This window comes from Sphingomonas sp. Leaf407, from assembly GCF_001425385.1.
Classification (GTDB): Bacteria; Pseudomonadota; Alphaproteobacteria; order Sphingomonadales; family Sphingomonadaceae; genus Sphingomonas.
Genome location: NZ_LMQO01000002.1, coordinates 314,613 through 338,998, shown reverse-complemented (window position 1 = coordinate 338,998; position 24,386 = coordinate 314,613). Strand labels below are relative to the sequence as shown.

General features: G+C 68.0%; 14 protein-coding genes. 9 read left to right on the top strand and 5 right to left on the bottom strand.

Annotated features, from left to right (window positions below; all coding sequences use genetic code 11):
• Nucleotides 1-93 precede the first annotated feature (93 nt).
• The gene (locus ASG37_RS07920) at nt 94-1,197 is read left to right on the top strand and encodes an AI-2E family transporter (protein WP_055757934.1); all 1,104 of its coding nucleotides are present in this window, start codon (nt 94-96) and stop codon (nt 1,195-1,197) included.
• A gap of 90 nt (nt 1,198-1,287) precedes the next feature.
• Here the strand turns inward: ASG37_RS07920 and ppc are convergent, their stop codons facing one another.
• Nucleotides 1,288-3,963: a phosphoenolpyruvate carboxylase gene (ppc, locus tag ASG37_RS07915; RefSeq protein ID WP_055757931.1), complete on the bottom strand. Its 2,676-nt coding sequence runs from the start codon at nt 3,961-3,963 to the stop codon at nt 1,288-1,290.
• 123 nt (nt 3,964-4,086) lie between these two features.
• Between ppc and ASG37_RS07910 the strand changes: the two genes are divergently transcribed.
• Nucleotides 4,087-4,527, top strand: coding sequence for a hypothetical protein (locus tag ASG37_RS07910; RefSeq protein WP_156349074.1), 441 nt, complete (start codon nt 4,087-4,089; stop codon nt 4,525-4,527).
• A gap of 43 nt (nt 4,528-4,570) precedes the next feature.
• Here ASG37_RS07910 and gyrB read toward each other — a convergent pair whose 3' ends face one another.
• Nucleotides 4,571-7,048, bottom strand: coding sequence for a DNA topoisomerase (ATP-hydrolyzing) subunit B (gene gyrB / locus ASG37_RS07905; protein ID WP_055757926.1), 2,478 nt, complete (start codon nt 7,046-7,048; stop codon nt 4,571-4,573).
• A 339-nt stretch (nt 7,049-7,387) separates the two neighbouring features.
• On the opposite strand from gyrB, the gene ASG37_RS07900 reads away from it, so the two are divergent.
• The 5 genes from ASG37_RS07900 (at nt 7,388) to ASG37_RS07880 (ending at nt 17,534) form a co-directional block, all read left to right on the top strand.
• Entirely contained in the window at nt 7,388-7,756 is a 369-nt protein-coding gene (locus ASG37_RS07900) for a glycine zipper 2TM domain-containing protein (RefSeq protein ID WP_055757923.1), read from the top strand.
• 273 nt (nt 7,757-8,029) lie between these two features.
• Nucleotides 8,030-11,122 (top strand): TonB-dependent receptor, encoded by a 3,093-nt coding sequence (locus ASG37_RS07895; RefSeq protein ID WP_055757920.1) that lies wholly within the window; start codon nt 8,030-8,032, stop codon nt 11,120-11,122.
• A 216-nt stretch (nt 11,123-11,338) separates the two neighbouring features.
• On the top strand, nt 11,339-12,844 hold the full coding sequence (locus tag ASG37_RS07890; RefSeq protein WP_156349073.1) for a tryptophan halogenase family protein: 1,506 nt from the start codon (nt 11,339-11,341) through the stop codon (nt 12,842-12,844).
• The gene (locus tag ASG37_RS07885; RefSeq protein ID WP_055757917.1) at nt 12,841-14,145 is read left to right on the top strand and encodes a sugar porter family MFS transporter; all 1,305 of its coding nucleotides are present in this window, start codon (nt 12,841-12,843) and stop codon (nt 14,143-14,145) included. Before ASG37_RS07890 ends, ASG37_RS07885 begins: the two co-directional genes overlap by 4 nt.
• Nucleotides 14,142-17,534, top strand: coding sequence for a glycoside hydrolase family 2 (locus ASG37_RS07880; RefSeq protein WP_055757914.1), 3,393 nt, complete (start codon nt 14,142-14,144; stop codon nt 17,532-17,534). The genes ASG37_RS07885 and ASG37_RS07880 overlap by 4 nt, the downstream gene beginning before the upstream one ends.
• Before the next feature lie 3 nt (nt 17,535-17,537).
• Here the strand turns inward: ASG37_RS07880 and ASG37_RS07875 are convergent, their stop codons facing one another.
• Nucleotides 17,538-20,072 carry a family 20 glycosylhydrolase gene (locus ASG37_RS07875; RefSeq protein ID WP_055757911.1) on the bottom strand — a complete coding sequence of 845 codons (2,535 nt, stop codon included), beginning with the start codon at nt 20,070-20,072 and terminating at the stop codon, nt 17,538-17,540.
• Between the two features lie 98 nt (nt 20,073-20,170).
• On the opposite strand from ASG37_RS07875, the gene ASG37_RS07870 reads away from it, so the two are divergent.
• Together ASG37_RS07870 and ASG37_RS07865 are read left to right on the top strand one after the other, a co-directional pair.
• Entirely contained in the window at nt 20,171-21,316 is a 1,146-nt protein-coding gene (locus ASG37_RS07870) for an acyltransferase family protein (RefSeq protein WP_235532989.1), read from the top strand.
• Nucleotides 21,317-21,444: 128 nt separating this feature from the next.
• Nucleotides 21,445-22,161, top strand: coding sequence for a Crp/Fnr family transcriptional regulator (locus tag ASG37_RS07865; RefSeq protein WP_162233457.1), 717 nt, complete (start codon nt 21,445-21,447; stop codon nt 22,159-22,161).
• Here the strand turns inward: ASG37_RS07865 and ASG37_RS07860 are convergent.
• Both ASG37_RS07860 and ASG37_RS07855 read right to left on the bottom strand, forming a co-directional pair.
• Entirely contained in the window at nt 22,131-23,684 is a 1,554-nt protein-coding gene (locus ASG37_RS07860; RefSeq protein WP_055757909.1) for a histidine kinase dimerization/phospho-acceptor domain-containing protein, read from the bottom strand. The two genes, ASG37_RS07865 and ASG37_RS07860, sit on opposite strands and share 31 nt — an antisense overlap.
• Nucleotides 23,675-24,376 carry a response regulator transcription factor gene (locus tag ASG37_RS07855; RefSeq protein ID WP_055758732.1) on the bottom strand — a complete coding sequence of 234 codons (702 nt, stop codon included), beginning with the start codon at nt 24,374-24,376 and terminating at the stop codon, nt 23,675-23,677. The genes ASG37_RS07860 and ASG37_RS07855 overlap by 10 nt, the downstream gene beginning before the upstream one ends.
• Nucleotides 24,377-24,386: the final 10 nt, after the last annotated feature.

Sequence of the window (24,386 nt, the reverse complement as noted above, 5' to 3'; positions counted from 1 at the left end):
TCTTCACGCAACCCGATCGCCGTTGAAGGCGTTGCGCTATCGCAACAATCCCGGCCGTTCGCGGGCGGTCCTTCAAGCTGAAACGGAAACTGCATGGCGATCGTCCGGCACCGCATCGAACGCGGTGGCTTTATCGTGTTCCTGGCCCTCATCACGATCGCGCTGCTGGCGGTCGTCTACAGCTTTCTCGGCGCGTTGCTGTGGGCGGGGTTGGCGGCGCTGCTGTTCCAGGGGTTGTTCCGGTGGCTGCTCGTCCGCTTTCCGGGGCGGCGCAATCTGGCCGCCGCGCTGACGCTGCTCATCATCACCGTCGCGGTGGTGCTGCCCGCGCTCGTCATCGCCAGCATGGTCGTCGAGCAGTCGGCCGGCGTCTATACCCAGATTCGCGGCGGGCAGATCAACTTCGCGACCTATTTCGAACAGGTTCACAACGCCCTGCCCGAGCGGATTCGCGGCTGGCTCGACAGCGCGGGCTTCGGCAGCCTCGAACGCATCCAGACCCGACTGTCGCAGGCGGTGAGCAGCAGCGCCAGTTCGCTGACGCAGCGGGCCTTTTCGATCGGGGCCAATGCCGCCTCGTTCCTGCTGTCGTTCGGCGTCGGGCTGTACGCCACCTTCTTCCTGTTGCGCGACGCCGACCGGATCGGACCGGCGATCGTCCGCACCCTGCCGCTGGAAACGGATGTCGCGCAGCGGCTGGCGCACAAGTTCGTCGCGGTGGTGCGTGCGACAATCAAGGGATCGGGCGTCGTCGCGCTGGTGCAGGGCGCGTTGGGCGCGATCACCTTCTGGATCGTCGGCCTGCCCGCCGCACTGCTGTGGGGCGTCATCATGGTCTTCGCCGCATTGCTGCCGGCGATCGGCCCGGCGATCGTCTGGGGACCGGTCGCGATCTATCTGCTGGCGACCGGCGCGGTGTGGCAGGGCGCGGTGGTGATCGCGTCGGGGGTGCTGGTGATCGGGCTGGCCGACAATATCCTGCGCCCGATGCTGGTCGGGCGCGATACCGGCATTCCCGACTGGATGGTGCTGGTGACGACGCTGGGCGGGATCGACCTGCTGGGGCTGTCGGGGATCGTCGTCGGGCCGGTGGCGGGCGCGCTGTTCATTACCGGGTGGGGGATATTGGCCGAGCAGCGCGGGGTCGCGGCGGAGCGGGACGAGGAGTCGGAGGGTACGGCCAGCGACGCGGGCTAAGCCCGCGTCGTCGGTCGGCGCTTCTCGCGCCGCCGGCCGCGCGCGCCTCGTGCGGCTTGGTGCAGTTACCTGCACCTCGCCCGGCGCGCGTTACCCACTATTCCTCAATGCCGTAGCAATCGCATTGATCGAAAGCAGAATGCCCTCCCCGATCCGCGCATCGTCCTCGCCCGCGCGGTGGCGCTTGAGCAGTTCGATCTGGAGCAGATTGAGCGGTTCGATATAGGGCGTGCGCAGCCGGATCGACGCTTCGAGCGCCGGGCTTTTTTCCAGCAACCGCGTCTGACGGGTGGTCGACAGCAGGCCGTCATGCGTCGCCTGCCAGCCGCCCTGGATCCGCCCGAAGATCGTCTCGCTCAGGGCCTTGTCCTCGACCAGCCCGGCGTAGCGCGCCGCGACGTCCATGTCGGACTTGGCGAGCACCATCTCCATATTCGCCAGCGTCGCGGCAAACAGCGGCCATGCACTGGCCATTTCGCGCAGCAGCCCCTTGTCCTCGAACGATTGCAGCGCCGCGCCGACGCCGTACCAACCCGGCAACATGATCCGCGCCTGCGCCCAACTGAACACCCACGGAATCGCGCGCAAATCCTCGATCGCGTCCGATTTCTTGCGGCTGGCGGGGCGCGATCCGATCTTGAGGCCGGCGATCTCGGCGATCGGCGTTGCCTGGCGGAAGAAGCGGGTAAAGCCGTCGGTGCCATAGACGAGGTCGCGGTACGCGCGGAACGCGGTGTCCGACAGCGTGTCCATCGCGCGGGCGAAGCGGGTCGCATCGGCTTGCGCAAGCAGTTCGGGTTCGAGGCTGGCGAGCAATGTCGCCGAGGTCATCGCCTCCAGATTGGTGACGGCACTCTCGCGCGTGCCGTATTTGGCGGCGATCACCTCGCCCTGTTCGGTGATGCGGATGCGGCCCTGCACCGTGTCGTGCGGCTGCGCGCGGATCGCGGCGAACGACGATCCGCCGCCGCGCCCCACCGCACCGCCGCGCCCGTGAAACAACTGCATGCCGATACCCGCTTCCTCGAACACCGGCGCCAGCGCGGTCGACCCCTTCGACAATTGCCATGTAGAGGTCAGATAGCCGCCGTCCTTGTTCGAATCGGAATAGCCGATCATCACTTCCTGATGGCCACGCGCGCGCGCGATCGCCGCGACCTCGGGCAGCGCCAGCCACCGGGTCATGATCGCCGGGGCGGCCTCCAGATCGGCGACCGTCTCGAACAGCGGGATCGCCATGATATGCGCCTGCGGATCGTCGCCCGGCACGTACAGCCCGCTTTCCTTCATCAGCAGATGCACTTCGAGCAGATCGGACACCGACTGCGCCATCGACACGATGTAGTGGCGGATGCACGCGCGGCCGTAGCGCTGGTGCGCTTCCGCCGCCGCCTTCAGGATCGCCAGTTCGGACGCGGTCTGCTCCGAATAGTCGGCATAGGGGCTGACGAGCGGGCGCGGGCTTTCCAGTTCGCGGCGCAGCAGCGCGACGCGCGCATCCTCGTCGAGCGCGACATAGTCCGCCTCGACGCCGGCGACCTTGAGCAGTTCGGCCACGACGCCTTCGTGGATCACGCTGTTCTGGCGCATGTCGAGCGTGGCGAGATGAAAGCCGAACGTTTCGACCGCGCGGATCAGCCGGCCGAGCGCGCCGCCGGTCGACAACGGGCCATTGCCCTCCTGCACCAGCCCGCGCGCCAGCGTCGCCAGATCGGCGCGGAACGCCGAGGGGTCGGGATAGGGTTCGCCGGTCAGATTGCCGGGACGCGGCGCGGGCTTGCCGGTCAGCGAGGCGTGGGTCGCGGCGAGCCGGGCATAGATGCCGCTGATCGCGCGGCGGAACGGTTCGTCGGCGCGCGACAGGGCATCGTCGCCGCTCTTGTCGGCCAGACCGGCGATCGCCGTATCGACCGCGACATGCTCGGTCGAGATCGACAGTTCGGCGCCGAGGCTGTGCAACTGATCGAGATAATAGCCGAGCACCGCTTCGGCCGCCTTGGCCAGTGCCAGCCGGAGCGCGGCGGCATCGACGAACGGATTGCCGTCGCGGTCGCCGCCGATCCAGCTCCCCGGTTTCAGGAACGACGGCGGCCGTTCGCCCAGCACACGTTCCCATCGCGCGTAGAGCGCGGGGAGCGTGGGGAGGAACACGTCGCGCAGATAGCTGAGCGCGGTTTCGACCTCGTCCGCCACGTACAGCCGCTCGCGGCGCAGCACGCGGGTCTGCCACAGCAGCGCGATCTGGCGCAGGATCGCCTCGTCCACCCGGTCGCCCTCGGGCGTTTCGTCATGGCCCTGATCCTTCAGCAGCATCAGGTCGGCGATGCGGTTCTTGTGATCGATCATCGACTTGCGCCGCACCTCGGTCGGGTGCGCGGTCAGCACGGGGGCGATCAGCGCATGGTCGAGCAGCGCCAGCACCGCCGCCCGGTCGATCCCCTCGGCTTTCAGCTTCTCGATCGCGGTGGCGACGTCGGCCCCCGGCTCGGCGGCGATCCCCTGCCGGTCCTCGGCCAGATTGGCGAGCATCGAGAACAGCATGAACCCGCGCACGAAGGCGATGGTGTCGTCCAGCCCGAGGTTGTCGAGGCCGAGATCGATCGCATCCGCGCCCGCCACGCCGCGATGCCGGTCGACCGAGGTCGAGCGGATATGCTCGATCCGCTTGAACAGCGCCTCCCCGCCATAGGTGCGGATGACATCGCCGAGCAGCCGGCCGAGAAAGCGGATGTCGGGATTGTTCGTGATGGGGGGCAGAGTCGTCATGGGCACACTTGCTGCAATGCGGCAGGGTGCGGGTCAAGGGAGGACGCGACGCCGCTGTCCAAAGTTGCGCTTGGCTGGTAGGGCGGCGGGGCTGCACCGGGTCAGCGAAACGAGGAACGAGCGATGACGACGATACCGATGCTCGCCTGGTGGCAAATCTGGGCCGATGCCGCGCAGACGGGCATGCGCTTCTGGGAGACGATGGCGGCCTCCGCCGTGGTGATCGACAAGCGGATGCCGATGATCGACGCGGGAATGCGCAACCCGTTCACCGCCGACCATGTCGAATTGAGCGGCATGGTGACGGAAAAGACGCAGGCGTTCGCCAAGGCGGGCGAATCACTGGCCAAGGACATGGCGGCGATGCAGGGGCTGTGGATGCAGACGATGCAGGATATGTGGCAGGCCGGGACCAGCCAGCGCCTGCCCTCCGCCCGCCAGATGGCGGCGCGCGGCGACCGGGCAATGCGCCTGACCGACAGCATGATCGGCGCGGGTGGCCGCGCGCTGGCCCCGATCCACGCGAAGGCGACCGCCAACGCGAAGCGGCTGGGCAAGCGCTGACACCCAATCGTCGTCCCCGCTCGCGCGGGGACGACGATAGCGATCACACGTCGAGGTTGGCGACGTTCAGCGCGTTTTCCTGAATGAAGTCGCGGCGCGGTTCGACCACGTCGCCCATCAGCCGGGTAAAGATCTCGTCGGCGACGTCGGCCTGTTCGATCGCGACGCGCAGCATCGAGCGGTTCGACGGGTCGAGCGTGGTTTCCCACAATTGCTCGGCGTTCATCTCGCCCAGCCCCTTGTAGCGCTGGATCGACAGGCCCTTGCGCCCCGCCGCCAGGATCGCGTCGAGCAACTGGCTCGGCCGGGCGACCATCGTCTCGCCCTTCTGCGCGACCGCCGGAATCTCGCCTTCCTCGGTTTCGGCAAGGGGATCGGCGGAGGCGGCGCTGCGCGCGCTCACCAGCCGCGAGACGCCGGCGTAGCTCGCCGCTTCCTCGCCGGCCAGCGTGTGGAGCTTGCGCCCCTCCGCCGACAGCAGGAACGCCGGTTCGATCGCATGGGTGTCGGTGACGCCGCGCCAGCGCCGCTGGAACTGCAATCCGCCGTCCTCGGTCACGCGCGCGGTCCACGTCGCCTCGGTATCGGTGCGGCCGATGCGCGATACGGCGTCGTCGAGCCGCGTCTGGCGGTCAGCGTTCGAAATCTGCGGGTCGAGCACGCCGGCCAGTGCCAGCACCTCGACGATGCCCATGTCGTAGCGCCGGGGGACGTAGCGCATCAGCGTGCGCATTCGCCGGGCGTGGCCGAGCAGGCCCTTGAGATCATCGCCGCTGCGCGCGCCCGCCGGACTTTCCAGCACATGCGCCGCAACGCCCGCCTCGACCAGATATTCGTCGAGCGCGTTGTCGTCCTTGAGGTACACTTCCGAGCGACCCTTGGTGGCCTTATACAGCGGCGGCTGAGCGATATAGAGATGCCCTGCCTCGATGATCTCGGGCATCTGGCGGTAGAAGAACGTCAGTAGCAGCGTGCGGATGTGCGCGCCGTCGACGTCGGCGTCGGTCATTATGACGATCTTGTGGTAGCGCAGCTTGTCGAGGTTGAAGTCGTCGCGGATGCCGGTGCCGAGCGCGGTGATGATCGTCCCGATCTCGCGGCTGGCGAGCATCCGGTCGAAACGGGCGCGCTCGACGTTCAGGATCTTGCCGCGCAAGGGGAGGATCGCCTGGAAATGGCGGTCGCGGCCCTGCTTGGCCGAACCGCCGGCCGAATCACCCTCGACGAAGAACAGTTCGGACTTGGCGGGATCGCGCTCCTGACAGTCGGCCAGCTTGCCGGGGAGCGAGGCGATGTCCATCGCCCCCTTGCGCCGGGTCAGCTCGCGCGCCTTCTTGGCGGCCTCGCGCGCCGCCGCCGCGTCGATCACCTTCATGATGATCGCCTTGGCGTTCGCCGGATTTTCCTGGAGATACTCGGCCAGCTTGTCGGCCATCAGCGCTTCCAAGGGCTGGCGCACTTCGGACGACACCAGCTTGTCCTTGGTCTGCGACGAGAATTTCGGGTCGGGCAGCTTGACCGAGACGATCGCGGTCAGCCCCTCGCGCATGTCGTCGCCGGTCAGCGACACCTTTTCCTTCTTCAACATGCCCGACTTGTCGGCATAGTTGTTGAGCGTGCGCGTCAGCGCGGCGCGGAACGCCGCCATGTGGGTGCCGCCATCGCGCTGGGGGATGTTGTTGGTGAACGCGAGGACGTTTTCGTAATAGCTGTCGTTCCATTCCAGCGCGACGTCGATGCCGACATCGTCGCGGAAGCCGTGGATCGCGATCGGATCGGGCATCAGCGGGTTCTTGGTGCGATCGAGATACTTCACGAACGCGGCGATTCCGCCCTCGTAGAACAGCTCCACCTCGCGCGGTTCCTCATGGCGCGCATCGACCAGCACCAGCCGGACGCCCGAATTGAGGAACGCCAGTTCGCGGAACCGGTGTTCGAGCTTGTCGAAATCGAATTCGAGGATCTTGAACGTGTCGGGCGACGGCAGGAAGGTGACGCGGGTGCCGCGCTTGTCCGACGGGCCGACGACCTTGAGCGGCGCTTCGGCATCGCCGCGGCGGAAGCGCATGTAATGCTCCTGCCCGTCGCGCCAGATCGTGAGGTCGAGGAAATCGCTGAGTGCGTTCACCACCGACACGCCGACGCCATGGAGGCCGCCCGATACCTTGTAGGCGTTGTCGTCGTTGGTATTCTCGAACTTTCCGCCGGCGTGGAGCTGGGTCATGATGACCTCGGCCGCCGACACGCCTTCCTCGGTGTGGATGCCGGTGGGGATGCCGCGACCGTTATCCTCGACCGAGACGGAGCCATCGGCGTTCAGCGTGATGAGGATGCGGTCGCAATGTCCGGCCAGCGCCTCGTCGATCGCGTTGTCGCTCACCTCGAACACCATATGGTGGAGGCCCGAGCCGTCGTCGGTATCGCCGATATACATGCCGGGACGCTTGCGGACCGCGTCCAGCCCCTTCAACACCTTGATCGAGTCCGCGCCGTAATCGTTCTGATTGGGGTTCGTTGCCATAGCAATCCTATAGGGTTGCGGTGGGCCAAACTAAAGCAAAACCCGCATGGCATACGGATCGTATCGGTATGGAGCGAGCGATGCCCACCCCCCTCGTCATTCCCGCGAAGGCGGGAATCCATACCCGCCGACGTTCGTGCCGGAATCGCAACGGTGGCGCATATGGACTCCCGCCTTCGCGGGAGTGACGGACAGGGCCTGTCTACCGCCCCCAACCATGAACGCCAGCTAACAGGTGCATTCAGTATCGGCTCAAGCGAATCGGTGCATACCCCAGATCACAGACGGACTTCCCCACCGGGATGTATCGCCGTCGCCAGATTTTGAGGGAGAAGACCCATGTTCAAGAAGCTGACGCTCGCCGCTGCCGCGCTTGCCACGGTCGCCACCGCCGCCGCCCCCACCGCCGCTTCGGCGCAGAACTGGCGCGGGGACCGCTACGAGCGGGAATATCGTGGGGATCGCGGCTATCGCGAATATCGCGGCGACCGCGGGTATTACAACGACCGCAACTATCGCTCGCGTCAGCGCGGCTGCGAGAACGGCGACGGCGGTACGGTGATCGGTGCGATCGCCGGCGGCCTGCTCGGCAACCAGATCGGTGGCAACGGCAACCGCCTGCTCGGCACGATCCTTGGTGGTGGCGCGGGTGCGCTGGCCGGCCGGGCGATCGACAAGTCGGACGCACCGCGCGGCTGCCGCCGCTGAAAAAGCTTCGCTTCTCCCCCGGTAGCGTAACGGGGCGGAGCAAGATCGGGCCGGTTCCTTCACGGGAGCCGGCCCTTTTCGCGTGCGCCGACGACAAGCGACCGTCTTGCCCACAAGCCTCTGACCCAGGCGGATAATCTGATCGAAGTGCGGGGCCGACCGACCGGTCCGGCGGGGAGATCGACGTTGACAGCGTACGACAAAAGAATTAAACAAACCAAGTTTAATAAATAAAGCGCCACGGAATGAATGGCGCACTTACGGGAGGGTTGGATGCGTTACGCTTCGTCGCCGCTGGTTCGTTCGTTGCTGTCGGGTGCGGCATCGATCACCGTATTGGGCCTCGCCGTTCCGGCCGCCGCGCAGACCCCGACCGGCACCACCCCCGATGCCCCGGCGACCCAGACCGATGGCGCGGGCGACGAAATCGTCGTCACCGGCATCCGCGCGTCGCAGGCACGATCGATCGAGGTGAAGCGCAACGCTGACAGCGTGGTCGACGCGATCAGCGCGCAGGACATCGGCAAGCTGCCCGACGTCACCATCTCCGATTCGCTCCAGCGCATCCCCGGCGTCCAGATCCGCCGCGACGCGGGCGAAGGCGCCGCCGTCAACATCCGCGGGCTGCCGCAGGTCACGACGCTGCTGAACGGCGAGCAGTTCCTCGGCGCCAATTCGGTCACGACGGTCCAGCCGAACTTCACCGACATCCCCTCGCAGCTCTTTTCGGGCGCGACGGTGTTCAAGTCGCCGACCGCCTCGCTGCAACAGGCCGGCCTGTCGGGCACGGTCGACCTGCTGACCCGCCGGCCGATGGATCTGAAGCGGGGGCTGACGATGTCGGCGGCGGTCGAGGGCCAATATGGCGACAAGACCGAGAAGTGGAGCCCGTCGGCCAACGGCCTCATCGCCTATCATGGCGAGCGGTTCGGCGTGCTGGTGTCGGCGGCGTACAGCGACCTGACGCTCGGCAACAGCTTCCGCGGCATTCAGGATTACGGCGTCGCGCTCAACAATGAACGGGGCAGCGATCCGGTGCTGAACCGCGACGGTTCGGTCACGCCCGCCAACCCCGGCAACTTCGCGGTCGGCAACAACGGCGTCAGCCGGGGCCGGCCGATCCGCAATTCGGCCGGCAATCTGCTCGGCTATGACGTGAACGGCGACGGCGACGTCAACGACGCCTTCATCACGCCGCAGTCGCACACCGCATGGAACCGCATCACCAACCGCGAGCGTTTCGGCGCCAACGCCTCGCTCCAGTTCGAGATCAGCGACGCGCTGAAGCTGACCGCCGACGGCTTCTACACGCGCCAGACGCAGTATGACCGCACCGCCGGCTTCCAGTTCCAGAACGTCGACTGGCTGTCGTCGCCGTTCCTGCCGACCAAGTCGCGCGATACCGGCGCGGTCGTGGGCGGCTACAACGTCAACACGGTGCAGCAATATACCTACAGCCTGCCGAGCTTCGACAGCTATTCGGAAACCTTCCGCACGAAGAGCGAGTCGCAGAACTACAATCTGCAGCTCGACTGGCAGCCGAGCGACCAGTTCAAGGGCACTGTTCGCGGCATCTATGGCAAGGCGTCGCGCAAGCGCGATCAGGCCTATACCCAGTTCAGCCTGACCAACGGGTCGCAATGGGCGTATAACGGCGTCGGCAACTATCCCGCCTCGATCGGCGGCGACGTGCGCTTCAACCCGACCGGCTATCAGATCTACAGCCAGACCGCGACCGTCGACTATTCGAGCGGCGCGCCGGTGTTCGGCTTCTCGCCCGCGTTTCTGGCGCAGGCGGCCGATCCGTCGCGCTATGGCCTCAAGACGATCTCGTCGGAGGGCAACCAGTATCAGAACGGCGACCTGTGGGCGGTGCGCGCCGATGGCGAATATACCTCGGACGGCGGTGTCCGCGTCGCGTTCGGCGCGCGCTATGGCGAGCGCAGCGTCGACCAGTTCACCTTCGACCGTGTCTCGCCCTTCTATGCCGGCAACCGCGACAATGCCGCCAATCCGGCGGGCGGCTGCCTCGTCAAGTGGAAGGCGTTCGACGTCAACCTGACCGACGACAAGTGCCGCGTGCGCGACGCGCAGGGCAATGCCTATACCGCCGGCTATACCCGGCAGGCGACCAACGCGATCTTCGACGGCCTCATCAAGCAATACGCCCTGCCCGCCGGCGGCACGCCCGCGCTCTATGCGCTCGATCCCAAGGCGATGGACGACAGCGAGGCGTGGCAGAACAAATTCTACCCCGGCAGCCAGAATCTGGTGAACCCGGCGGATTCGTTCACGGTCAACGTCTCGCAGATCTCGGGCTATGGCCAGGTGTCGGGCGAAGGCGTGCTGCTGGGCCTGCCGTTCCGCGCGAACGGTGGCCTGCAGGTCGTCAACACCCGGCTGAACGTGCGCCAGAACATCGTCGGCGCGCCGCAGCCTTACGGCGTATCGGGCGTCGATGCCGGTGACGTCGTGACCAAGCGCGAGTTCACCGACTTCCTGCCGGCGTTCAACGTCGCGTTCGACCTGACGGACAAGCTGCGCGCGCGCGCCGCCTTCTCCAAGACGATGACGGTGCTCGACTTCCTGCAATGGGGCGGCGGTCTGAACGTCAACTATGCGATCAACACGCAGGTGAACCCGGCGCGGTTCGAGGCGCGGACCGCCGATTCGCGCGGCAACCCGAACCTGAACCCGTGGCGCGCGACCAATGCCGAGGCGAGCCTCGAATATTACACCGGTCGCTCCAGCCTCGTCGCGGTCGGCGCGTTCTACATCGCGGTCGACAGCTTCATCACCACCACCACCGAATTGCGCAGCGACATTCCCGACAACGACGGCGTGATCCGGCGGCAGGTCGTCACCAACACGCTGGCGCAGGGCGAAGGCGGCACGCTCAAGGGCATCGAAGCCTCGGCGCGGCAGTCGCTGGCGGATTATGGCGTGAACGGCCTGTTCGGCGGGTTCGGCGTCGACGCCAACTACACGCTGTCGCTGGGCGATGCCGGCCGCGTCGATCTGGCGGGCAACAACCAGCCGTTCCAGGACAACAGCAAGCATCAGGTGAACGCCGCGCTGTGGTTCGAGCAATACGGGTTGCAGGCGCGCGTCGCCTATAACTATCGCTCGAAGCGGCTCGCCTCGTCCAACTATGGCGGCATCCAGGGGCTGGCGCAGTATCAGCAGCCGACCAACTATCTCGACGCCTCGATCAGCTATGACGTGACGCCGAACTTCAGCCTCTATGGCCAGGCATCGAACCTGACCGGCGAGACGGAACGGTTCTACCTCACGTGGCAGGACCAGGTGTTCAACGAGAACATCTTCGAGCGTCGCTTCATCGCCGGCGTCCGCGCGAAGTTCTGAGGGTCGGAGAGGCGGGTCGGCAGCCTTCGATCCCGCCCAACCTCCCTCATTCCGTCACCCCAGCGCAGGCTGGGGTCTCTATGGGGCGGGTGCCGCGGTTCTCCCCACAGAGACCCCAGCCTGCGCTGGGGTGACGGAGGAGGAGAGGTCGGGCAAGGATCAGAAACCGGGCGTCATCGTCCGCCAAGCCACGAGCGACACAGGGAGGAACCGACGATGCCACACGAACCGGTGCGTTCGATCGTGATCGTCGGCGGGGGAACCGCCGGGTGGATGGCCGCGACCTATTGCGCGCGGCGGCTGGCGCACCTCAAGCTGACGATCACCGTCGTCGAAAGTTCGGCGATCGGCACGGTCGGCGTCGGCGAGGCGACGGTGCCCGCGATCCGCGACTTCCTGCGCGCGATCGATCTCGATGAAAGCGACGTGCTGCGCGAAACCGAGGGCACGATCAAATACGGCATCCGCTTCGACGGGTGGCGCGAGGACGGGCACCGGTTCTTCCATCCCTTCGGCCTGTACGGTGTGGGATCGGGCGGGGTCGCGTTCCATCAATACTGGCTGAAGCTGAACGCGGCTGGACAGGCCGGGCCGCTGGCCGACTATTGCCTTGCCACGCAACTGGCGCGGCATGGCCGGTTTCTGCCACCGGCCGACCAGCCGGCGAACGATCTCGGCGTGTTCGACTTCGCGCTGCATTTCGATGCGGCGAAGTTCGCGGTGCTGCTGCGCCGCCTCGCGCTCACCAATGGCGTGACGCATATCGATGCGCGGATCGACCATGTCGCGCGCGACGGCGAAACGGGGTTGCTGCAAGCGGTGACGCTGGCCGACGGACGAGAGATCGCGGGCGACCTGTGGATCGACTGTTCGGGGTTTCGCAGCCTGTTGCTGGGCGACGCGATGGGCGTGCCCTATGTCGACTGGCGCCACTGGCTGCCGTGCGACCGGGCGGTGGCGATCCCGTGCGTCGCCGCGCCGGGCGATCCGCTACCCTATACCATCGCCACCGCGCGCAGTGCCGGGTGGCAATGGCGCATCCCGCTGCGCCACCGCACCGGCAACGGCTATGTCTATTGTTCGGATCATCTGTCCGACGACGAGGCCGAGGCGACGCTGCTCGGCACGCTGGAGGGCGAGCCGCTGGCCGCCCCCAACCGGCTGCGGTTCACGACCGGGCATCGCGCGCGGTTCTGGGACGGCAATGTCGTCGGCTTGGGGCTGGCGTCGGGGTTTCTCGAACCGCTCGAATCGACCAGCATCTCGCTGATCCAGTCGGGGCTGGAGCGTTTCGTCGCGCTGTTTCCCGATCGCGGGTTCGATCCGCGCCTGGCGGCGACCTACAACCGGCAATCGGTGCTGGAGTTCGAACGGCTGCGCGACTTCCTGTTCCTGCATTACTGGTCGAACCGGCGTGACGGCGAACCCTTTTGGGACCGGATGCGCGGCATCGAGCCGCCCGAGGGGCTGCAAGTGAAGATCGACGCATGGCGAAGCGGGGGAGAGTTTGTGCGCTACGAGTGGGACACGTTTCAGGATCATAGCTGGCTGAGCATGTATGCCGGCTTCGGCGACCTGCCCGCGCGGCATTCGCCGCTGGCCGACCAGTGCGAGACGGCCGATCTAGCCGGCACCTTCGCGCGGATGCGCGAGGCGATCGGCCGGACGCTGGCCCTGAGCGAACCGCATGGCGACTTTCTGCGCCGGAGCGTCGGCGCATGAGCGGCGCGACCCACACCCGCGCGGTCGTCGCGATGAGCCTCGGCGGCCTTCTCTTCGGGTTCGACACCGCCGTCATCTCGGGCGTCACCGATGCGTTGCGCGCGGAATATCTGCTGTCGCCGGGTGGCCTTGGCCTCGCGGTGTCGGCGGCGCTGTGGGGCACGCTGGTCGGCGCGTTGTTCAGCGGGGCCCCGGGCGACCGGTTCGGCAGCCTGGCCGTGCTGCGCGTCATCGGGCTGCTCTATGTCGTCTCGGCGGTCGGCTGCGCGGTTGCCACCTCGCTGCCGGCGTTCATCGCGTTTCGCGTCCTCGGTGGGCTGGCGATCGGGGCGTCGTCGGTGCTGGTCCCGGTCTATATCGCCGAGATCAGCCCGCCGGAGCGGCGCGGGCTGCTGGTCGGGCTGTTCCAGTTCAATATCGTGCTGGGTATCCTGATCGCGTATCTGAGCAATTATCTGGTCGCGCAGATCGCCTCGGCCGATGTCGCATGGCGGTGGAAGCTGGGCGTGGCGGCGGTGCCCGCCGCGCTGTTCCTCGTGCTGCTCACCGGCCTGCCGCAAAGCCCGCGCTGGCTGACCGCGCGCGGACGGGCGGCCGAGGCGAAGCGTGCCGCCGATCGCCTCGGCCTCGCGACGATCCCGGTGGTCGAGAGCGGCGGGACCGGGCGGCTCGACTGGCGGGTCCACCGGATGCCGATCCTACTCGCAATCGCCATCGGGCTGTTCAACCAGCTCTCGGGGATCAATGCGATCCTCTATTATCTGAACGACATCTTTGCCGCCGCCGGCTTTACCGGCGTGTCGGGCGATGTGCAGGCGATCGCGATCGGCGTCGCCAATCTGGTCGCGACGATCATCGGCATGACCATCATCGACCGGGTCGGGCGCAAGCCGCTGCTGATCGGCGGCGGGCTGGTGACGGCGGTGGCGCTGGCGGGCGTCGCGCTGGTCTATGCCGGGGCGGCCCCGGCCAGCCTGTTGCTGCCGTTGCTGATCCTGTTCATCGCCGCCTTCGCCATGTCGCAAGGTGCGGTGATCTGGGTGTATCTGAGCGAGATTTTCCCGACCGACGTGCGCGCGCGCGGACAGGCGATCGGCAGCGCCACCCACTGGGTCGCCAATGCCGTGCTGTCGTTCGCCTTTCCGCTGATCGCCGAATGGAGCCGGCCACTGCCTTTCTGGACCTTTGCGGCGGCGATGCTGGTGCAGGCGGTGATGGTGTGGCGGCTGTTCCCCGAAACACGCGGGCGCGATCTCGAAGCGATCAGCGCCGAATTGACCAACAAGAGGATTTCGGCATGACGATCGTGCGCAAACGGGCCGCGCTATTGCTGGCGGGCGTCGCATGGGGCGGCGCGGCGATCGCGCAGGTGCCGGTGAACGGCGGGCCGTACAACGCCAGTTTCCTCGACGGCGGGATCGGCATCGAACGCCCGGTCGAGGGTGGCGAGAGCGTTGCCGCCGCCGGCGCGCCGTACAGCATGACCGCATGGGTCCGCGCCGGCGAACGCCAGTCGGGCGAGATGCCGCTGATCGCGCTGGGCGATACGCGCGTGCTGGCGCTGGTCGACGGGCGGCTGGTGCTGCGCGACGGAAGCGCCGCGCTGGCCGGGCCGCAGGTGAGTGCCGGACGCTGGACGCAGGTCGCCGCCGTGTCGGACGGAAGCCGCGCCACGCTGTATGTCGATGGTCGCCGGGTCGCCGCCGGGGCGCTGGCGTCCGCCGCGACGACTCCGGTGATCCACATCGCGCGCGCGGTGCCGGGCAAGCCGCATTTCGGGGGTACGCTGGTCGGTGCGACGCTGCACGGCCGCGCGCTGCCCGCCGCCGAGATCGCCGCCCTGCCCCGCCCCGACTTCGCCAACGTGCAACTGTGGCAGGTGGGCGTGCAATGGCCGTTCCAGAAACAGGCGAACATCGGCCTGACCCAGCAGCAGGACCCGTGGACGCTGCCGCAGACGCACGGCGATGCGTACACCGCGCCGGTTGCCAAACCGGTGCCGACCGCCCCCACGGTCCAGCCGACCGCGCCGGGCCGCTGGCAGTTGAACGGCTGGCAACTGGCCGCCGCGCTTGAGGTGGCCGGCGACGGCGCGGCGCTGTCGCGGCCGGGCAGCCCCAATGGCACATGGCGCGCGGCAACGGTGCCGGGGACGGTGCTTCAGACGCTGGTCGATCGCGGGGTCTATCCCGATCCCTATTACGGCCTCAACAACCTCAGGATTCCCGAGAGCCTCGCGCGGCAGGATTACTGGTATCGCACCCGCTTCACCGTGCCGGCGGAGGCGGCGGGCAGGAAGCTGACGATCGTGTTCGGCGGCATCAACTATGCCGCCGACATCTGGGCCAATGGCGTGAAGCTCGGCCAGACGCGCGGTGCGTTCATTCGCGGCCAATATGATCTGGTGCCGGTGGCGGGCGAGAATGTGATCGCGGTGAAGGTATCGCCGCCGCCGCATCCGGGCATCCCGCACGAACAATCGGTCAAGGGCGGCGTCGGCGAGAATGGCGGGCAACTGGCGATCGACGGCCCGACCTTCGTCGCGACCGAGGGGTGGGACTGGATCCCCGGCATCCGCGACCGCAATACCGGGCTGTGGCGACCGGTCGAGCTGGTGGCGCACGGAAGCGTCCGCATTCTCGACCCGCAGGTCGTGACCGACCTGCCGCTGCCGCGTACCGACAGTGCCGACGTCTATGTGACGGTGCCGATCGACAATGCCGGCCCCGCCGGACAGGTCACGGTGAAGGTCGCGTTCGAGGGGGTCGCGGTCGAGCGGACCGTGACCGCGCCGACGGGCAAAAGCGAGGTGCGCTTCACGCCGGCCGACTTCCCCGCGCTGCGCGTCGCCAATCCGAAACTGTGGTGGCCGAACGGCTATGGCGCGCCGAACCTGTACCGCGCGACCTATCAGGTAAGCGATGCGGGCGGCGTGTCGGATAGCAAGACCGGCCGCTTCGGCATTCGCGAGGTCAGCTACGACCTGTCGCTGTTCGATGCCGCCGGCAAGCTGCGCCGCGTCAACGTGCAGACCACCGACGGCGGGCTGGCCGGGCAGAAACTGATCGACGTGCGGCACGAGGCGATCAAGCAGTCGCCGACCGGCTGGGCGGAATCGCTCACCCCGGCGGGCGAAACCTCGCGCGCGGTTACGGCGATCACCGAGACGCTGCCCGAACCGCATCTGACCATCCGGGTGAACGGCGTGAAGATCGCCGCGCGCGGCGGCAACTGGGGGATGGACGATGCGATGAAGCGGGTGAGCTACGACTGGCTCGCCCCCTTCTTCCGCCTCCAGCGCGAGGCGAACATGAACGTCATCCGCAACTGGATGGGCACCAATACCGAGGCGGAATTCTACGATCTCGCCGACGAGAACGGCATGATGATCCTCAACGACTTCTGGCAATCGACGCAGAATTTCCAGATCGAGCCCGATGATTCCTCGCTGTTCCTCGCCAATGCGCGCGACACGATCGCGCGCTATCGCAACCATCCATCGATCATCCTGTGGTTCGGGCGGAACGAGGGCGTGCCCACCCCTGCGCTCAATCAGGGGCTGGACGATGCCGTGTTCCAGCTCGACGGCACGCGCTGGTTCACCGGATCGTCGAACGTCGTGAATTTGCAGGGGTCGGGACCGTACAACTACCGCGCGCCGGTCGGCTATTTCACCGACCTTGCCACCGGTTTTTCGGTCGAGACGGGGACGCCGTCGCTGTCGACCGCCGAATCGATCGCCGCGTATGTGCCCGCCGCCGATCGCTGGCCGCTGGGCGATGTGCTGGCCTATCACGACTGGCATTTCGCCGGGAACGGCGACACGAAAACGTTCATGCAGACGCTGTCGACGATGTTCGGGCCGGGGAAGGATTTCGCCGATTTCGAGCGCAAGGCGCAGATGATGAACCTCGAAACGCACAAGGCGATGTACGAAGGGTTTCTCGGCCATCTGTGGACCAAGAACAGTGGGCGGCTGTTGTGGATGACGCATCCGGCATGGCCGTCGAATGCGTGGCAGATCTATTCGTGGGATTACGACACCCACGCCGCCTATTACGGGGCGAAGAAGGCGGCCGAGCCGATCCACGTCCAGTTGAACCTGCCGGGCAACGAACTGGTGGTGCTGAACACGACGCAGGCCGACCGGCGTGGGCTGACCGCTAGCGTGCGAGTGGTGGGGCTCGACAATGCCGAGTTGTTCACCCGGTCGGACAAGGTCGATGCGCTGGCCAACCGGGCGACACCGCTGGCGGCGGTTCCGCTCGATGCGCTGTTCGCCACGCGGCCGATGGTGCTCGTCAGCCTGAAGCTGACCGATGCGTCGGGGCGGCTGGTGTCGGAGAATTTCTACTGGCGCGCGCGCGATACCGCCTCCTATCAGGCGCTCAACGGCCTTGCCCCGGCGACGATCGCATCGACGATGACCGCGCCGGTGGTCGACGGCAGCGACCGCGCGGTGACGGTGACGCTCGCCAATACCGGGACGGTGCCCGCGCTCAACGCCAAGCTGACGCTGATCGGCGCTTCGGGCAAGCGCATCCTGCCCGCCTTCTACAGCGACAATTACGTCGCGCTGCTGCCCGGCGAACGCAAGACGATCACCATCCGCTATCCCGCCAGCATCGTGACCCGGCCGAGCGTGACGCTGCGCGGGTGGAATGTGGGCGAAGCGACGGTCGGGCGATAGGCGCTACTCGTCGCCCGGCCGCACGGTGACGCTGCGACCGGGACGGCGGCCGTCGCTGCTGCGGGTGCGCAGCTCGACCGGCCCTGACACCGCGACCGGGCCGGTGTAGCGCTGCCACGCGCCGGCACCGGCACGATATTCGATCGTCGTGCCGGGGAACTCGCTCAGCGCTTCCAGCCGGCCGGCGGTGATCCGCGCGCCCGGCGGGGCGAGGCGATAGGCGACCCCTGCCCGGTCGAGCTGGCCCAGCGCCACGCCGACCCGCCCGGCAAAACCGCGCCATTCGCTCAGCAGCACGCCCCGGTCGACCCGCGCGTCGCCCAGCGCATAGGTCGCGCCCGGCACATAGGCCGGCTCCCATGGCGCCGCGCTCCATGCGCGTTCGGCGAGCGACAGCAGGCGCGGGAAGAGCATGTACTCGACCTGCGTGTCGGTGCGCAGCGTCTCGCTCCACAATTGCGCCTGTAGCCCGGCGATGGCGCGGCCCTGCGCCAGCGGGATCGTGTCGGCGACCGGGGTCGGCCGGGCGAGATTGTCGGGGATCAGCGCGCCGTTGGCCGGGAGGTTGCCGGGCATGAAGCCGAACACCTGCAACGGATCGACCCCGCGCGATGCCCAGTCATAGCCGCCCTCGTCGGGGTCGGGAGCATAGGGCATGTCGAAATAGGCGAGGTCGGGGACCGACAGGACGATGTCCCAGCCGCGATTGGCCTGGCCATGCGCCTCGGCGATGGCACCGGTGTGGACGCCGCTCCAGATGTTCGACTGGACGCGCGGCGGCATCGCGGCGGCATCGGTATGGCCCATGCCGTCGCTCCAGCCCGCCGCGCTGATCCCGCGTCTGGCGAGGCCGGCCGACACGCGCTCGATGAAATAGGCGCCGAGTTGCTTGGGTTCGAGCTTGCGCGCGGCCATAATCGTCCGGCACGCGGGCGACCGCGACCATGCGCCCGCCGTCTCGTCCGCGCCGATGTGATAGGTTTTGAGCGGCATCCCCGCCTTCGCATGAAGCGCGGCCATCTCGTCGAGCACGGTGTCGAGGAAGCGGTAGGTGCCTTCGATACACACGTTCAGCGTGTTGTCGTCATAGTTCTGGATGCTGCGATAGGCGGTGGTGTCGCCCGGTTCGACCAGCCGGTAGCGTTCGGCCCCGGCGCGGTCGCCCGCCGCCTGCAACCGGCGATGGCGGACCTCCATCGCCCGGATCGCCGCGCGCGAGTGGCCGGGCATGTCGAACGACGGGATCACCTCTATCCCGCGCGCCTTCGCGGCGGCGAGGATCGTCAGATAGTCGGCTTGGCTCAGATAGCCGTTGGTCGCAGCCCGCCGGTCGGGATCGGCGCCCAGTTGCGGTTGCAGGCAGGTCGTCTCGGTCGCGTCGAAACAGCGATAGGCACCGACGTCGGTCAGTTCGGGCAGCGCGCGGATCTGCATCCGCCAGCCTTCGTCGTCGCCCAGATGCAGGTGCAGCTTGTTGAGCTTGTAGGCCGCCATCTGCTCGATCAGCTTTTCCACCTCGGCACGGCTGTGGAAGTTGCGCGCCAGGTCGATATGCAACCCGCGAAAGGGGTAGCGCGGGGCGTCCTCGATGATGAGCGGGCGTAGGCGACCGCGTTCCTGCGCCGCCTGTTGCGCCAGCGAGCGCAGCGCGTGGCGCGCGCCGTCGGCATCGGCGGCGTCGATCGCGATGCGACCTTCGCCGATCGACAGGCGATAGCCCTCGGGCTTCAGCCCGGCCTTGCGGGTGATGACCACGGGCACGCCCCGCCCCTTGGCATAGGGCAGCGCGTCGAGCGCGGCGCGCAGATCGGCCATGGCGATGCCGCTGGCGGTCATGCGGATGCCGCCGGTCAGGTCGGTGATCGCCCCCGTGCCCCGCACCGCGCTGACCGGCTTGGGCAGCACGACCACGTCGGGCGCGGTCGCGGCACCACGTTCGGCATAGCGGGCATAGGCGCGCGGCGGGGTGAGCCAGCGGGTGCGATCCTCGGCCGACACTTGCGCCAGCTTCGCCTCGTCGGTCATCGGCGCGACGAAGGGCAGCGTTTCGAGGCCGGTGTCGGGATCGATCCGCGCGCGGGTCGCGGCAATGACGCGCGGGGCCGCTCCGGCCACCACCAGATGCGCGTTGGGCATGCCGTGCGCGCGCGACAGATAACGGCCAAGACCGATGATGCCGATGCGATAGGTCTTGCCCGGCTCCAGCCGGCGACCGGGTTTCAGCGTCAGCGCGTTCAGATCGCCATTGACCAGCCGCCAGTCGAAATCCTCGCTGTCGATGCCGATGACCCGGCTGACGAAACCGAAGCGCAGTTCGGGGGCGGCGACCGCCGGGGGCAGGTCGGCGGGGATCGTCAGCGTGATTTCCGAGCGGAAGCAGGCGGCCACCCCGGCCGGACAGGGGGTGAGGCCATTGTCGAGGATCGCGAAGCGATAGCCCATCGTGCCCGCCAGCCGGTCGAGCGCGGCCTGCGCGGGGGTCTGCGCCGAAGCGGGCAGCGCCGTGCCGAGTGCCAGTGCGAGGAGCAGTCGCCGCATGTCGTTCCTTTGCCAGAAAAGTCGAGCGCAGGGTCTGTCAGGGGAGGACGCCATGGTCAATCGCATGGCCGATGGCGTTTGTCCGTGCCGGCTGTACCATGGCCGCCATGGCCATCGATCCCGCTCCCGCCGCCCGCGCGCCCCGGCTCGTCTCGCTCGACGTGCTGCGCGGGCTGACCGTGATGGGGATGATCCTCGTCAACGCCACGGCGGGCATGTTCTATGGCGCGAAGGCCAGCGTCTTTCCGCTGCTGCTGCATGCGTCGTGGGACGGACTGACGATCGCCGACGCGGTGTTTCCAGCGTTCCTGATGATGGTCGGCGTCGCGATCCCGATGGCGGCGCGCGCGCCCGGCGGAAGCGGGCTCGATCGCGACACCGCGCGGCGGATCGGCGGGCGGACGGCGCGGCTGTTCGCAATCGGCTGGCTGTTGTCTAACTTCTACTGGCTGATGGATTTCGACTCGGGCGCCTGGCGGCTGTGGGGCGTGCTGCAACGGATCGCGCTGGTGTATGGCGCATGCGCGCTGCTGTTCTGGACGTGTAAGCCGCGCGTTCGGCTGGCGATCCTCGTCGCCATCCTGCTGCTCTACTGGCCGGTCGCGTTGCTGCCCGCGCTCGACGGGCTGCCGAACGACATACTGCTGCGCGGCCATAATTTCGTGGCCTCGGTCGACCGGGTGCTGCTGGGCGCGGGCGGGCACAATTACGTGCAGGGGCCGGATGGCTATGATCCCGAAGGGCTGCTCGGCACGCTGCCGGCGATCGCCCATGGCCTGATCGGCGTCGCGATCGGCGAGTGGCTGCTGGCACGCCGGGGCACGCGCGCTACCTTGCCGTTGCTGCTGGCGGGTGCGGGGATGCTGGCGGCCGGGCTGGCATGGAGCACCGCTTTCCCGATCATCAAGGACATCTGGTCGAGCAGCTTCGTGCTCGTCACCTGCGGGCTGACGACGATCGCGCTGGCGCTGCTCCACGCGCTGCTCGATCACCGCGCCGGGGCGGCGGAGCGCTGGCCGTGGCGCATCGCGCTCGCCTTCGGATCGAACGCGATCGCCGCCTATGTGCTGCATATGGTGACGGGGGGGCTGCTCAATTGGGACCTGTTGCTCGCGCCGTACGGCGTGGCGCTCGCCGTCCTGCCGCCGATGGTCGCCGCGCTGGTGCCGGTGCTGCTCTACATGGCGCTGCTCTGGGCGGCGATGGCGTGGCTGCGGCGGCAGGGGTGGTTCGTCAAGGTGTGACCACGCCCAGGCAACCCATCGGCGTGACGGCCGTTTCGTACGGGACCGGACATATTCCGGTGGGAAACGACCAACGGGAGACGGGTGGATTCATGGGAACGGACCTTACGATCGTTCGCCCGCAGGCCGTGACCACGCGCCGGATCGATAGTGCCAACATGCTGCTGCGGTCGCTATCGTCCGGCGATCAGGCGCTGCTCACGCCGCATCTCGAACGCGGATCGTTCGCCATGGGCGACACGCTGATCGAAGCGGGCAAGCCGATCGAGCGGGTGTATTTCCCCGAAGCGGGGATCGCCGCCGTGCTCGATACGCTGGGCGGCGACGGGCAATATGCCATCGGGCTGGTCGGGGCCGAGGGCTTCGTCGGCTGGCCGTTGCTGCTGGGCGAGGAACGGTCGTGCCATCAGATCGTGCTGCGCGCCGAACCCGCCACCGCACTGTCGATCGGCGCGGGGCATCTGCGCGACGCGGTGGGGCAGAGCGATACGTTGCGCGATGCGTTGCTGCGCTTCGTGCAGGTGTTCTTCGTGCAGATGAGCCGGACGGTGGTGTCGTCGCTCGCCCATCCGGTCGAACGGCGGCTGGCGCGGTGGATATTGCTGTACCACGACCGGGTGCGCGACGACGACATCCGCATGACCCACGACGAATTCCGCCTGATGCTGGGGGTACGGCGCAGCAGCATCACCGACGCGCTCCACCGGCTGGAGGAACAGCTTGCGATCCGCGCAGTGCGCGGGCGGGTGATCGTGCGCGACCGCGACCGCTTGCTGGCGATGGCGTCGGACACCTATGGCCCGGCCGAACACACCTATGACCGGCTGGTCCGCCCCGCCGGCTGAGCGCCACCATCGACGGACAGTGCGATCTCGAACGCCGCGCCGGTAGCCGATGGAACCAGCTCGATCGACGCGCCCGCCGCCGACAGCAACGACCGGGCGATCGGCAGGCCGAGACCGGTGCCACCGCTTGCCCGGCGGCTGGTGAAGAAGGGTTCGAAGATGCGGTCGCGGTCGCCCGGCGGAATGCCGGGGCCGTCGTCGCCGTAGCGCAGCACCGCCTCGTTCGCGGTAAGCGTCGCGGCGGTCGCGCCCGCCTGCCGGCTGTTGTCGAGCAGGATGCGCAGCACCGCCGCCAGCGTCTCGCCATCGATCGGCACGGTGGCACCGGCGGTGAGCGTGATCGGCAGATGTCCGTCCTCAAGGCCACCGACGATCTTCCGCAGGTCGCAACGTCCGGCCCGCCCGCTCGCCATGTCGGCGCGTGCCAGTTCGAGCAGCCGCCCGACCAGCCGGTCGAGCCGCTGCGTATCGGCACCGGCATTGGCGAGGAACCGGTCGCGTTCGGCCGGGGTCATCTCGTGCTCGCCGAGCAGTTCCAGCGCGCCGCGAATGCCGGTCAGCGGCGTCTTGAATTCGTGGCTCATCGCGGCGGCGAAATCGCGCAGATAGCGCGCGCGGGTGTCGATCCGCGCCGCCATCGTCGCGAAATGGGCATAAAGTTCGCGGATTTCGATCGCGGCGGTGGCGGGGGCTTCGGGGATTTGCGTCTCGCCGTTCGCCACCCGTTCGGTCGCGCGGGTCAGGTCGCGGATCGGGCGGGCGATGCCACGCGACAACAGGCCGGCGAGCAGCAGCAGCGTGCAGAAGATCGCGACGATCCCGACGAGAATCTTGCCGCGATCCTGATACAGACCGACGAACAACCCGCGCGGCGAGCGCGACAGCATCACCATGCCGACCACGCGGCCGTCCACCATCACCGGGCGGACGTGATGCACCCGGATCGCCACCGCGCGGCTGACCCATTCGAGCGGCGAGGACGAGCCCTCGTTCCAGCGCAGCCGCAGCGTCGTCGTCACCCGGCCGCGCCGCGCACGGCGCACCTCGTCCAGCGCAGCATAGCTTTGCCCGACGTCGCGCCCGCCAGCCACCACGACACCGTTGGCATCGAGCAGCCGCATCCCTGACAGCGTCACCGCCGCCGCATCGCGCAGCACCGGGGCGAGTGCGGCCCCGATCGCCGCCGCGCGGGGCTCGGCCGGGGCGGCGGGCGCGGCGCGGGGCAGCGCCGGCAGCACCGGATCGGTCCTGAGGTCGATGCGCGGCGGTTCGGGCGCGGGCGCGCGCGGCGGCGGCACACGATTGTCCCATGCCGCGCGATAGACCGACGCCAGCACCGCGCCCTGCGCGATCAGCTCAGCCTCGGTCTGCTGGACCAGCGTGTTTTCATACACACGCAGGCCGAGCGCGGCGACGCCGGGCAGGGCCGCCACGAACACGAAGGTCGCCAGCAGGATCGCGCGGATCGACAGCGCCGGCCAATAGCGCTTGGCGACCCGCTTGATGGCGGCGATCAGCCGCATTTTCCGATGCGATAGCCGACGCCAGCGCGCGTCTCGACCAGATCGTCCAGCCCGGCGCGGGCGAATTTGGCGCGCAGGTTGCGGATATGGCTGTCGATCGTGCGGTCGGTCATCGCGAAGCCGGGGCCATGCAGCCGGTCGATGATCGCGTCGCGGCTGAACACCTTCGACGGCAGGCTGACGAGCAGGGCGAGCAACTGGAACTCGGTCGCGGTGGTGGCGACCGGCGTGTCGTCGACCCGCGCTTCCCACGCATCGCCGTCGAGCCGCAACCGGCCCTGGCGCAGCACGCTGGCGGGCAGCGGCGGTGGAGCGGGTACGCCGCGCTTCAGGATCGCGCCGACACGCGCCACCACCTCGCGCGGGGAGAAGGGCTTCACGACATAATCGTCGCCGCCGATCTCGATGCCGACGATCCGGTCGACGGCATCGTCGCGCGACGACAGGAACAGGATCGGGAGATGCGCGAGCGTGCCCCCCGATCCGCGCAACCGGCGGCACAGGTCCAGCCCGTCGAGCCGGGGCATGTTGATGTCGAGGATCATCAGGTCGGGGACGGCGCGCCCGACCGCCGCGAACGCCGCCTCGCCATCCTCCGCCTCGCTGACGCGCATCCCCGCCTTGCCGAGCGCGAAGGACAGCAGGTCGCGGATATGCGGATCGTCGTCGACGACAAGGACGTGGTGGGTCATCGTGTACATT

Excerpts from the sequence above, each read along its gene's own strand:
- ppc (WP_055757931.1), bottom strand. The coding sequence starts at position 3,963 with ATGACGACTCTGCCCCCCATCACGAACAATCCCGACATCCGCTTTCTC.
- ASG37_RS07895 (WP_055757920.1), top strand. The coding sequence starts at position 8,030 with ATGCGTTACGCTTCGTCGCCGCTGGTTCGTTCGTTGCTGTCGGGTGCG.
- ASG37_RS07855 (WP_055758732.1), bottom strand. The coding sequence starts at position 24,376 with ATGACCCACCACGTCCTTGTCGTCGACGACGATCCGCATATCCGCGAC.
- ASG37_RS07875 (WP_055757911.1), bottom strand. The coding sequence starts at position 20,072 with ATGCGGCGACTGCTCCTCGCACTGGCACTCGGCACGGCGCTGCCCGCT.
- gyrB (WP_055757926.1), bottom strand. The coding sequence starts at position 7,048 with ATGGCAACGAACCCCAATCAGAACGATTACGGCGCGGACTCGATCAAG.
- ASG37_RS07880 (WP_055757914.1), top strand. The coding sequence starts at position 14,142 with ATGACGATCGTGCGCAAACGGGCCGCGCTATTGCTGGCGGGCGTCGCA.
- ASG37_RS07885 (WP_055757917.1), top strand. The coding sequence starts at position 12,841 with ATGAGCGGCGCGACCCACACCCGCGCGGTCGTCGCGATGAGCCTCGGC.
- ASG37_RS07870 (WP_235532989.1), top strand. The coding sequence starts at position 20,171 with ATGGCCGCCATGGCCATCGATCCCGCTCCCGCCGCCCGCGCGCCCCGG.
- ASG37_RS07900 (WP_055757923.1), top strand. The coding sequence starts at position 7,388 with ATGTTCAAGAAGCTGACGCTCGCCGCTGCCGCGCTTGCCACGGTCGCC.
- ASG37_RS07890 (WP_156349073.1), top strand. The coding sequence starts at position 11,339 with ATGCCACACGAACCGGTGCGTTCGATCGTGATCGTCGGCGGGGGAACC.
- ASG37_RS07910 (WP_156349074.1), top strand. The coding sequence starts at position 4,087 with ATGACGACGATACCGATGCTCGCCTGGTGGCAAATCTGGGCCGATGCC.
- ASG37_RS07920 (WP_055757934.1), top strand. The coding sequence starts at position 94 with ATGGCGATCGTCCGGCACCGCATCGAACGCGGTGGCTTTATCGTGTTC.
- ASG37_RS07860 (WP_055757909.1), bottom strand. The coding sequence starts at position 23,684 with ATGCGGCTGATCGCCGCCATCAAGCGGGTCGCCAAGCGCTATTGGCCG.